Origin of the sequence: Clostridium amylolyticum (genome assembly GCF_900142075.1) — a bacterium.
GTDB lineage: Bacteria > Bacillota > Clostridia > Clostridiales > Clostridiaceae > Clostridium_AA > Clostridium_AA amylolyticum.
Genome location: NZ_FQZO01000002.1, coordinates 143,567 through 156,229 on the forward strand (window position 1 = coordinate 143,567; position 12,663 = coordinate 156,229).

At 34.0% G+C, this 12,663-nt stretch carries 5 protein-coding genes; all 5 read right to left on the reverse strand.

From position 1 onward, the window contains the following. Nucleotides 1–86: 86 nt before the first annotated feature. The 5 genes from BUA82_RS05260 to BUA82_RS05280 all read right to left on the reverse strand — a co-directional run bounded on the left by BUA82_RS05260 (nucleotide 87) and on the right by BUA82_RS05280 (nucleotide 12,594). Nucleotides 87–938, reverse strand: a complete 852-nt coding sequence (locus BUA82_RS05260) for an RMD1 family protein (RefSeq protein WP_073005394.1) — start codon at nucleotides 936–938, stop codon at nucleotides 87–89. 101 nt (nucleotides 939–1,039) lie between these two features. Then, nucleotides 1,040–5,041: a 5'-nucleotidase C-terminal domain-containing protein gene (locus tag BUA82_RS05265; RefSeq protein ID WP_073005396.1), complete on the reverse strand. Its 4,002-nt coding sequence runs from the start codon at nucleotides 5,039–5,041 to the stop codon at nucleotides 1,040–1,042. 257 nt (nucleotides 5,042–5,298) lie between these two features. Then, on the reverse strand, nucleotides 5,299–7,089 hold the full coding sequence (locus BUA82_RS05270; RefSeq protein ID WP_073005397.1) for a heme NO-binding domain-containing protein: 1,791 nt from the start codon (nucleotides 7,087–7,089) through the stop codon (nucleotides 5,299–5,301). A 325-nt stretch (nucleotides 7,090–7,414) separates the two neighbouring features. Next, complete coding sequence (locus tag BUA82_RS05275) at nucleotides 7,415–8,908, reverse strand: peptidoglycan-binding domain-containing protein (RefSeq protein WP_073005398.1); 1,494 nt, start codon at nucleotides 8,906–8,908, stop codon at nucleotides 7,415–7,417. Nucleotides 8,909–9,066: 158 nt separating this feature from the next. After that, nucleotides 9,067–12,594, reverse strand: coding sequence for a S8 family serine peptidase (locus BUA82_RS05280; protein ID WP_083599798.1), 3,528 nt, complete (start codon nucleotides 12,592–12,594; stop codon nucleotides 9,067–9,069). Nucleotides 12,595–12,663: the final 69 nt, after the last annotated feature.

Sequence of the window (12,663 nt, forward strand, 5' to 3'; positions counted from 1 at the left end):
ATTTGACCTAGAGGCTTATTTCAATTCATATTCTAACTTTAATTTCTTTGGACAAACAGGTGACAGCCACTTGACAAGTGACAACTCTAACCTCCAAATACTCCTTTTATGAAATTAAGTAATGGTTGTTCAAAAGCATGGAGCACTTCTATTAAGATAAGTATTATTACTATTATTTCTAATATGGTTCCTCTTCTAGATTGACTTAAATTTGAAAATACTTCTGTGGTATCTAAAAGTACTTGGGATTTGGCATTTAGCTTTTCATATCTATCATTTAATTCAAAGAGGTCTGCCAGTTCATTAAAAAGCTCCTCAGCTTTTTCATTTTTCCAAGCCACCGCTGGCTTATCTAAAAGTAAGATATAAGATATGGTAGTGTTTTTAAAAGCTAATATCTTACCTATTATTTTCGCTACTTTTTTATCGCTGATATTTACCTTTCCTATCTTAAAGTAGTTTAAAATTTCTTCTACTTGGTCAAAAACCAAATCAGTGCTTAGCTCTATAGCTTCTAGGGCTACGGATTTGGCCACAACTAGAGCTGTCATATCAAGATGGTAGCTTTCTAAAGTCTTAACTTTAAGGCACAAATATACCAGTTCCTCTTCTTGAGTTTCATCAATTTCAATCTTAAAATCTTCAAAGCAATCATATTTCATATCTATATTTTTGCTTTTTATGCTATTGGGTATGTTTTTAATATCATCTACAAAGTTTTGCATTTCTTCTCTTTTAAAGTTAATAAACACTACTACGCCAAAATAATAGATGTATACGAGGCTATCTTCATTAACATTATATTTTGCTATGGTTTCTGGTTTTAAAATCAAAGGTTCTTCCCATTTCAACTTTCTATTTATGCCATAAAAAGCTGAAATATTTGAAATGTTAAATTCACTGCATACCGCTTGAGCCACCACGCTGCAAGTCTTCATAGTAACATCTCCCATTATTTGATATTTTTATTTTATCACAGCTTTTTATTGAAAAATATATAAAACATAAAGGAAACCCGAAGGTTTCCTCATTATTTTAACTAAACTGCATCTTCTTCCTCTTTCTTTTTATATACTACAAGCCCTGTTCCTACAGCTGCTAAGGAAATACCTAGTACAACTAAGAAATTAAAGCCTATAGCTTCACCAGTTTTAGGAAGAACTGTACCAGCTGAGCTCACTGCTTTTTCAGCAATGGCAAAGGTAGACAAATGATTAGTTTTGAAGGTAACTGTGCTGTCAACTACTTTTACATCAGATACAAATTCAAACTTCTTGCTTTCTTCATTATAGTAGAAGGCAGCAAGTTTGTTTAAATCTAAGCCTTTTAACATCTCAGAAGTTAAAGGTATAGTAATTTCTACGGAAGCATTGTTTGCTAACTTATGGATTATAGTTTCTTTACCATCCTTAGATATTACTTTTATGGTGTAATTAAATACTGTTTTAACACCTTTTATCCCCTTTAATAACTCACTGTTAATATCTGTGTCAAGAGTAATAACTATCTTATCAGCATTTTCTAGTACACCTTTTTCAAAAGCATTGAAAGGAATCTTAAATATGCTGTTATCTTTACCCTTTATAGTGAGAGTTCCCGATGGATCATTAAGTAAGCTTTGGATATCTTTAATAACTACTTGAGTATCTTCAGCTATCTTATCAATAGCTACTTCATAATTTCCATTTTGTCCTTTTAGTTTATTTACTGTAGTTACATTCTTATCCACTACTACATCTGGTATTTCTATAACCGGCACATCACCGTTTATCATCATTTCTTCTGGTTTTGATGCTATAGCTTCTAAGGCTCTTAATTCTTCTGCTGTCATAGATTTAAGAAGAGCTGCCATCTCATCTCTAATAGGCTTACCGGTGTCTACTATATCTTTAGCACCTGTAAAATCGTATTGGTCTCCTTTATCTACTATAAAGTCATTGGTAACTACTTTGTAGTATTTATCCATTTCTATAGGAGTACCATCTAATAAGGTCATTCCCTTAATTCTGCTATTTGCTTTAGCATCCTTGTCATAGTAAACTTTTAATCCATAGAACTGGCCTGGCTTAAATCCTTCTGCCATAATACCATGCTCTATAACCCTCTTAAGGTCTGCTCCCTTAATATTTAATGTAACTATAGTATTGTCAAATGGCATTAATTCATACATTAATCCCATGGTAATTGTTCCCTTTTCAAATCCTCTTCTCAATCCACCACCGTTGGTAACAGCTATTTGAGCTCCGCCAACTTTTGCCATTAGAGCTGTAGACCAGATACCCATAGGGCTTAATCCACCATTTTGAGTGGTATCGTGAGGAAGATCCATTCCTAAATCAATAACTTTCTCATTTAATATAGGTGCAAGTTCTTTAACATATCCAGCTACCATAGCTTTAACTTCTGGATCTTCAGTTAAAGTTTTTACTCTATTATATAGATCATCCACTGAACCTGCAGCCAAAACTAACTTATTATTATCATCAAACTCTAAGTGAATTCTAGCTAAGGATCTTCCATTATAGTATCCTTGAACTATTGGAATATTATTAACTCTTCCATCTAAGGTCTGATGAGTGTGTCCAGTGATAATAGCATCGATATTTTTAACTCTATTAGCAAAATCTTCTGCTTCCCCTGTTATCTTTCCACTCTTATCTTGGAAGCCTCCTAGGTGAGTTAAAGCTACTACTGCATCTACCTTTTCCACTTCTTTTAAATGCTTAGCCCAAGTGTTTGCGGCTTCCACTGGATCTCTAAACTCAAAGTCTTTAACATTTTCAGGCTTTGTTTTAAAGGCCGTTTCTGGAGTAGCTAGACCTATGAAGCCTATCTTCTTACCATCAACTTCTTTTACTATATAAGCTTTTGCCCAATCTACTGGTTTACCAGTATCCTTTGAGTATATATTTGATGCTAGGAAGTTTTCAAAACCTCCATCCTTTGCCCACTGTGGAATATATTTCCAGCCCCAATCAAACTCATGGTTACCTATGGCTGAAGTGACCAATCCTATGGATTTTAGGAATTCACTTACTGGCTTACCATGAAGTAAATTGGACATAGCACTACCTTGATACAAGTCTCCTGCAGCCACTACTAAACTGTTAGGATTAGCTTCCTTAAACTTTTTAATTTCTCCGGCTAATTTAGCTGCTCCAATGTTCTTACCTGCTTCTTCCATAGTTCCGTGGAAGTCATTGAAAGATAGTATATTGATAAAATTCTTCTCTACTTTTAATATATCTTCCCAGTTTATGCTCTTAACATTAGGGGTTCTTCCATCTTCAGAGGTAGGAAGTTTAAGCTTTCCATCATTTATCAGCTTAACAGCCTTATCTCTCTTCACTGAATCCCATCTATAACCTGTAAGCTTCCAGTTATTATCTACTTCTGGAGTTATAATCTTCTTTTCAGTGATATATTGTCCAATAAAATCTCTTATTTGGGAAGGCTGCTCATTGGTAGAGTCATATATAGTTTCAACACCTTCGCCTTTAAACAAACCACTATCATTATTTAATAGGGTATTGTTGGCTCTGTAATTGTTAACAGTTAAATAAATAGTATCTTCATCTTTTACAGAGTTACCATCACTATAAGTAAGATTTTCAATTCTACTACCAGGTGCTTTGGATATATTAATATCGTATTTAACACCACTAAACATATCGTAATTATAAAGTCTAATCTTTTCATTAAAGGAAATGGTTAAATCTCCTGTTTTAAAGGTATTAAAGTAAGAAGCTGACCATTCCATATACTTCTTTAATTGTTTTCCATTAACCTTTAAAGTCATAAGACTATTATCATATTTGTATATTAAAGAAGTACCAGCATTGGTTATAGACCCTTCTTTAACATTAGCATTTTCAGCAAACATCGCTGCTCCTGCCACTCTTCTAGCTCCAGCAGGTACACCCTTTTTACCATACTCTAGCTGAACTTTGTTAATAAGGTCTATAAGTGCAGTATCTTGCATCACACCTTGAGGTATTCCTTTAACCTCATTAGCAGGTACAAGATCTCCACCCTTAAGTTCTCCTATAACTGTTTTAGCATTATCTTTTGCTCTAGTGTCATAGGACTTTAAAATATCTACTAAACTGCCATCCTCAGCTACATCTTTAACGTCTATTAAGGTGGAGCTGCCGCTTGCAACCTTATACTTACCTGAAGCATCTTTTTCCACCTTAAGATCTATTTTAGAAAGCTTTTGAGCATAGCTTCCTGGTTCTGTAATTAATACATTACCTTCCTTTGCTTGAGGAATATTTGAGTGAGCATGTCCAGCTACTATTGCAGCCAAATCTGGAACAGCTTTAGCTAATTCTCTAGCACTGTCTCCATTACCATATTCTTCATTCTCTCCAGCATGGAAAGTAGCTATCATTACATCTACTTGAGGTCTTAATTCATCAGCAATCTTTTTACCCTCATCTACAGGGTTTGTAACGGTATAACCTTTAAGATTTGGGCCATCCCATTTAGTGATATGCGGAGTGATTAAGCCTATGATTCCTACCTTAACTCCATTAACTTCTTTGATGATATAAGGCTTTCCTAGTCTTTCTTTAGTGGCAGTATTAAGTACATTACCACATAAAATTTCGAACTTTGCAGCTTTTTTAAATCTAGCAACAAAATCCATACCATAGTTGAACTCGTGATTTCCTAAGCTCAAGCTATCATAACCCATAGCATTCATTCCTGCTATCATAGGATGAATTTCATCATTTATGAATAGTGAGGAAGCTGTACCTTGAAGGGTATCCCCATTATCCACCAATATAGTGTTAGGGTTCTTTGCTCTAAGACCCTTTACTAAAGTAGCTATTTGAGCAAGGCTTCCAGATTTACTTACACTGTCAGTGGCATAATCATAAGCTACAAACTTATTATGCATGTCTGAAGTGGCAAGTATCTGAATGTCAATAGGAGTTTCTGCAGCATGGGCAGTAAGATTGACAGGAGTTATAAAACTTACTATCATCATTAAGGCCGTAAACAGCGTTAGAAACTTTTTATAAGTTTTTCTCATTTCTCGTCCCCCTTTTTTATTTTTGTTTAAGGTTACTATTTACATAGTAACCCATTGTGTATATTTTGTAAATATATACAAATATAAGTTAATATAGTTAACATATACTTAATATTTTTACAACCTTTTTATATAATTTACTATTAAAAAGAATTAAACCACTTTTCTAAATATTTAGAAAAGTGGTTTATAAAATCACTATATTATTCTTTTTTCTACATTAATCATCTTATTTTTTACTTTTATTTTTTAAAACTTTAAATTGTATATTTTTTAAGATCTTGTTTAAACAATTCCGTAACTTGTCCAAATTCTTCAATATTTTTTATGAGCTTTAATATTTCTGAAGTATAGTTTGCTACACTAGCACTAACTTCTTCTGAGGATGCAGAGTTTTCTTCTGCTATGGAAGCAAGACTTTCTATATTTTCAGCTATCTCCTCAAAATCTTTAACTTCTTTGTTTAAATCATTGATGGTTTTAATTGTAGATACCGCCACAGTTTGTATGGAGTTAACAGCTTCAAAACTTATTTCTCTTACATCTTCCAAGCTCTTTGTTTCTTTTTCCAGGTGTGTATATTGATTGTCTACATCATTTACCACTAATTTTATGTCCTTAACAAACTGTGCTAAGTTTGAGTTTATCTCTTGAACCGCATCCTTAGATTGCTCTGCCAATTTTCTTATAGATTCAGCCACCACAGAAAAACCTCTTCCCTGTTCCCCTGCTCTAGCTGCTTCTATAGATGCATTAAGGGCTAGCAGATTAGTTTGTTCAGCTATTCCTGAAACTATGGATACTATATTTGTGATATTAGCAGCCTTCTTTTCTAGCACTTCACTGCTATCTTTAACTTTTAAGAAGTCATTTAAAGCTTTCTTAATATTTAAACTAGCCTTGTCCACTTGGTCATAGCTGTTATTTAACTTTTCCATAGCCTTTTCTAATTCAACTTTATTACTATTTTCACCCTTTACTATGGTATCTAGAATCTCCATGCTTTCATGAATCTTAAAGGCTATGCCTTCAGTATTTTCCGCCTGAGAAACAGCCCCTTCAGAAACCTGTTCTACTACACCTGATATTTCATTGGATGTAACATTCATAGATTCGCTTATAGTATTTATGTTGTCTATAAACACTTTCATTTCATCGGTAACACCTTTAAAGCCTGTGAAGTCACTTTTAATTTGCTTTTTATAATTAATTAGAAGTCCATGGATCTCTTCAAGAAAGTCGTGGGTGGTAATTTTGCTTTCTGAAAAATACCTTCTATTGTTTATTTCATTAAACTCATCCTTAATTATACTTAAAGGTCTTAATAACCCAAAGGCTGCTATTCCTGCAGCCATAGAGGATATGGTTGCAGATATTAAGGAATGTATTGGTTTTAATAAAAACACCGTGCTTAAAAATGTCGTTATAAAAGTAAATAAAGCTATTTTAAGTTCAAAGCTTTTTATAATCCCTAGGGATAAAATATTATTGAATATATAGTCTTTTTTATAATAAATCTCATTCTCAAAAGTGATTTTAACTTGAAGCATTCCTTTTTCTTTTTTAACTTCAACAAAATCTATTTTTTCTTTAAAATATTCCGCACTGCCCATTAATAGTCCATAAAAGTAGTCATACATCTCACGCTCTGACCTATAGGTAAGCACTGCTTCTTTTGAAGATATAGGTTCTATTACTAAAAAAGGCGGTTTAGCTCCTATAAACTTTTTAGTCATAACAATATGTATATTGTAAATATTTCTTAAAAAGGTATAAAGATTTTCACATTGAAAAAATGCAGGATAATCTTTGTAAAAAGTATTAATATTATCCTCTCCTATAGTATTCCATACCTTTTTAACGTCTTTATTTGTCATTTTCGCTATGTGTGCAATAACATTTTTTATCTTTTCGTCTTCCACATTTTCTAAAGGAGTGAATATCTTATACTTATGCCACCCCACAATATCCATGGCAGAATTTACTACATCCTCACCATAAACTCTTCTACAGGTTTTAATCCATGTAGAAACTACAGTACCTTTCATATCCTTCACCTCTTAATATATTTAACCTCAAACTCTTATTATAGACAATTTTCTTCATATTTTCTATCATTATTGCGTTAAAATTAATATATTTTTCTGCTAAGGTTAGTATATTTTCATAATATGTAAATATTTATATAATAATTATTATTAGATAATAATTATTATATAACAAAACAACCCTTTTAATATATAATGCTAAAATTTTAATTTTCGCCATATTATGGCAATACTTTAAAATTAATACACTATTTTAAAAAGGTTGCTTTAAATACTAATTAGATGTACACACCTATTTGATACTATATTTTATATTGTGAAGAATTTATTTTATAGGCATTAAAAAGGTTTTGTTAGTACCTTTTCCCTTTCTAGAATAAGGTACATAAGGAGCATCATCAATTTCTTTAAAAACCTCTTCTTCAACACTTCTTTCTGCTTCTTCAGATTTCTGAATCTGCTGCTCTTCCTCTACCTTCACTGGAGTCTTTTCTTCTGATTCTACAGTTCTTAACTCAGCTATTTTAGAGACTCCCACATATATTTCTGAAATCTTATACCAGGTAGCATAATCTACTTTTCCGGTTTGAGGCAGTCCAAACACCTGCTGAAATACTTTTACAGAATTTTCTGTAGTAGGTCCATACACACCATCTACTGCTAATTTAGGTATTAAAGGATAGTTTTGCGCAATTCTATTTAAATAAGTTTGAATATCTCTTACAGGATTCCCTCTAGATCCTACAGATAAAACTGTTCCTGGATAAGAAACAGGAATCCCTGACACCTCTGGCGCTCTTCTAAGCTCTAGATTATTGCCATAAAAGTTTGTTAATATTTCATAAGGAATTTTCCCTTGATCTCCCAAATACTTACTGCCCCATTGTGTTAACCACCCTGGGCATTGAACCCTTACTCCGTCGCAGTATTGAGCAAAGAGAGGTTGCTTAGCATCTGGTCTTTTAATATAAGTAGAAAAGATTTCATCCACTATTCTATTAATGTTATCATATATATTTCTCCCATAACTAAAAGCCTGATCGAAAGCTGTTGAAGTAGTAATGGTAAAGTCTTTTCCTTTACTTCTATACCATTCTGTATAAATCCTATTTAAAGTAAAAGATATTATACAATAAAGATTTGCCCTAATAGTGGTTTCAGGCCAAGTAGAAAATATCTCACAAGATGCAACATTTTTTATATAGTCTTTATACCTAACTGTATAATTTGGCGCACTAGGATCATCTGGACTACCATCATGTACTATTACAAACTCCGGTACCACAACATTTTCAAGTACCACTGCTCCTTTTTCTGGTGGCAGGGGTTTTTCTTCCGCTTCCGGTATTTTAGGCGGGAATATTCCTACCAAAGTATTCTGATCAATATTTATAATTTGCTCTTGCCTTTTCATTAATTCATAGCCTTCTACAAGTTTATGCGTGGGTATAATGATTTCTTGATTTTTTATTCCTCTCATTTCAGCTTCTCTTGTAGTAATTAAATTACACTCTTGCAGTGCAGTGATATTTGGAAGTATCTGAACTCCTCTAACTATAAGAGGTGCATACCCTGCTGCTTCTACCTGAACATCACAAAAGCTATAAGGTATTTGATTACTAGGAACTTGAGAAAATTCTACTGGTGGTGCAGGAAGTTCTAATTCTTCCGTTTGTCCTACAGCATTTGTAGTAAGTACCTGCTCAGTAGGTGATGCTTTTATATTTTGCGATCTGGGTATTACCGTAACCTTTGTATTTTCTATGGGTACGAAGTTTCCACTTTGGAAAACCTGTACTTTTAATCGGCCAACCGCCATATGATGACTCCTTATTATAATAATTCTTTATATTATATGCTTTTTAAATTTAAAGAGTTACTATGTCTTCTAATATACTTTTCTTTATAGTTATATTATTTATATTTCTTAATACTTCTTGCATTCATACTTTAACTTATTATCTATACAGAATTTTTTTAATCTATATCCTCATCTATGGATGTTTTAACTCTAATATTATTAAAAACCCCTTCTAAATTTAGTGTTCCATAGCCCCATTGTGGATTAGGATATACTTCTCCCGGCCTCTTATTGGCTCCTCTTATTAAGTAAGTCTTTAATTTTTGACTGTATAAAGTAGGGTCATTACCATCCACTATACCCCATTGAAGTAAAAGCGCATTAGCTCCCGCTGTAACTGCCGCAGCTACACTGCTTCCAGTCACCGTGGTAGTTCCTCCTCCTACTGCTGTGGTAAGAGCATTTATACCTCCTGCGGAGATCTCTGGCTTTATTCGTCCATCCCTTGTATAACCTCTTCCTGATTGAGCCACTGCTGTGTTGTTATTTTGATTATAATATCCCACCGTTATGGCTCCTGCAGCAGTAGAGGGCAGGGTTAGAGTGATAAATTGATTAGGATTTAAAAACCGTGTTCCCTCTTTAATAAGATCTCTTTGAGGTATCCAAGAATTATATCTTCCATCCACTACTAAATCTCCATAAAGTCTAAATTGCCATATCCCTTCCCTTATATTGGTTATCATTACTCTAATTAACTCATCCCCTGTGGCTTCTTCTGGTATAAAATATTTCACATAAAGAATACTTCTTTCATATACAAAATTAACCTGTTCTACTTCTCCCCGTCTAGCAGGTATTTTCTCTATTACTTCACCAGATGGAGATACTACTCCTAAGGAGATTTTATCAGGTTTGTTACACCATATCTCAAACATAAGTTCATTCTCTTCAGGAGCTACACTTAATTCAATAATTTTTATATCACCAGTCTTATCAAATTCCCCTTCAGTGTGTGTATCCGAAAAGCCCTCATTTCCAGTGGGAATGGAAATCACAATGCCCCTTATCTTGGTTAATTGATCAATATATTTTTCAAGGATAGTATTACCGTCATGACCTCCTAAGTTACTACCTACCGGCACTAGTATTGATATAGGGGTATTTAACTCCCTAGCAACATTATATATATATTTAAGAGCTAATATTATATCCGTATCATTATATTTAGCTACGATGGTATCTTCCACCCCATAATCCTCGGATACCTCAGGTTGAATGCTTTTTAACTTTACCACTATAAATCTACTATCTGGAGCTGCACCTACAAGAATTGGATTTCTTCCTTTCGCCCCCATAAGTCCACACATGTGAGTTCCATGTCCATTAATATCCTTAGAGGGAACTATAGCGTAGGGGTCTCCTCCACTCCTAGCAGCTTTAATTGCTCTATTTATATCATCCATGGTATACTCACTACCAAAAGGTATATTGTTAGGTGCCTTTCCTATGGAGATACTTTGGTCCCACAGCCTTAATACCTTACTAGTATCATCTTCAAACATAAATTCCAAATTCATGTAATCTATACCCGTATCTAATATTCCTAATAAAACTCCTTGACCTGTGAGAGTTAAATATGGATTTTTGTGAAACTGAAGTATATTGGCGGATTCTAATGGGGATACCTGACATAAAGTATATATCCTTCCAGGATCTATAAAAACTATTTCTTTCACCCTTGCAGTTAACTCTTCTTCCCTTCCTCTTTTTACAGATAGCACAGCATAATTTTCGTCCAAAATAAATGCTGAAGCAAAACCTGTAGCCTCAGTTGCACCTACAATATCCCCATCATATTCTATTACGTAATTTGCATAAGTAGGATCTAGGTAGTTTGCCCCCGGGGATACTTGCCTGAAACTTTTCACTTGATTTATTTTATATTTTTCCTTTTCTGCCCTTGTTAAAATATCATCTTTCTCAATATCCATTGATCTTCCTCCTACACTCAGCTTAGCCATATCCAATGCATCTTTAGCACACACTACACCATAACCCCAAGTAGGATTAGGATATGATTCCTCCCTTCTAATTCTCTTAGCTCCTCTAAGCAAATAATATCTTAATCTATCTCCATATAAAAAAGGATCATTACCTTGTACTATTCCCCATTGCATTAAAAGAGCACATATCCCTGATACATGTGGTGCTGCCATGGAAGTACCACTTTTGGGTCCTGTATTTCCGCCTGGTAAGAAAGAAGTTATATTCTCTCCAGGGGCAACAACATCTGGTTTTATGAAGCCATTTCCATATATCCCCCTACCCGAGAAAGGGGATATAGTATTGGTTAAATAATTATAGCTTCCTACAGATATAACATTTTGTACCGTAGCAGGAATTCCTAACGTGTTGAAAACATCCGGCTGAAGAAATCTTGTTCCAGGATTTAGTCTTTCTGAGGTAGGCATCCATATATCAAACCTTCCTCTATCAGGTCCTTCAGTGGTAAGCCTAATATTCCACTGTCCAGAAGTTATAGGCCCAGATGGCGACACCAAAGTAATTATTATTTCACCATTTATATTAAAAGGCTTTGGCCCGGTATAATAATATAAAAATCTATCTCCTCCTACATTGATGCTTTTATATCCCTGTTGAATTTTTACAATACCACTGCTATTACCTGAAGGATTTATAACTTCTACAGAAACATCCGCTAATAGTGGCTTGTAAAACTGCATAATTACTCCATTTTCCCCAGGACTTACATTCATTCCTATGTTAATTACATCTCTAAGATCCCCACCCACATGGTGAGCTCTATCTCCTTCGTTGCCCGAGGCTACTACAAAACTTAGCCTTTCTACACTAGAAACAGTATTTATATATTGCTCTAAAATACTAGAACCATTATGTGCTCCGTCATTAGTACTCCAGCTTAAGTTAATAACTAGAGGGAGATTAAGTTCTCTAGCTCTATCTATCAGAAATTTAATACCTCTTAATATCTGTGTACTGAGAGTAAAATTTATACCTTCAACTCCTGTTATCTTTACCATAGATATGGAGCTGTTATATGCCACTCCATAATTTTCTCTATTAATATTGCCTCCAGCACAAGCTATCCCTGCCACATGAGTACCATGACCTGTTGAGTCTCTAAAGTTAATCATGGCATAAGGATCCGGTGATAAAAGTGCTTCATCTATCTGCTTTTTATTCCACACCTTTCCTTGTTGAGCTAAATCGTATAGATACTCTATTCTTGTCCCCCCTGCATCTGTTCTAAATGCAGGAAGGGTGTAGTCTATTCCAGTATCTATAAACCCTACTAAAACCCCTTCTCCTGTAAGCTTATCCACCAGCCACACCTCCGGTACACAAGCTGCTCTGTTGCTATCTAAAGAAGAAGTATAAAGTACTTGAGGAAGTTCTAAATAGTGAATGCCTGTAACTTTTGAAATATCTTTAATTTTATCCACAGGCAAAGTGATAATACCATACCCATAACCTAGATTTTCAAAGGTCCCTCCAATGTTATCCACAGCTTGTCTCACATTATCCACATTATCCCCAATTAATACTTCTAATTCTACCTTATTTGTTAAGAATTGCGAGCTACTAGATAAATCAACAATTTTCTCATAAAGCTCAGGGGGCAAATTAATTAAAAGATTAAGCAGAGCATTACCTGCCATATTAGACCTCCAAATAAATGATTATTAGCTTAAACTTTAATTGATTAATTAATTGAAAATTACCTTATT

Coding starts and splice junctions, on each gene's coding strand:
- BUA82_RS05260 (WP_073005394.1), bottom strand. CDS start 938: ATGAAGACTTGCAGCGTGGTGGCTCAAGCGGTATGCAGTGAATTTAAC.
- BUA82_RS05275 (WP_073005398.1), bottom strand. CDS start 8,908: ATGGCGGTTGGCCGATTAAAAGTACAGGTTTTCCAAAGTGGAAACTTC.
- BUA82_RS05280 (WP_083599798.1), bottom strand. CDS start 12,594: ATGGCAGGTAATGCTCTGCTTAATCTTTTAATTAATTTGCCCCCTGAG.
- BUA82_RS05270 (WP_073005397.1), bottom strand. CDS start 7,089: ATGAAAGGTACTGTAGTTTCTACATGGATTAAAACCTGTAGAAGAGTT.
- BUA82_RS05265 (WP_073005396.1), bottom strand. CDS start 5,041: ATGAGAAAAACTTATAAAAAGTTTCTAACGCTGTTTACGGCCTTAATG.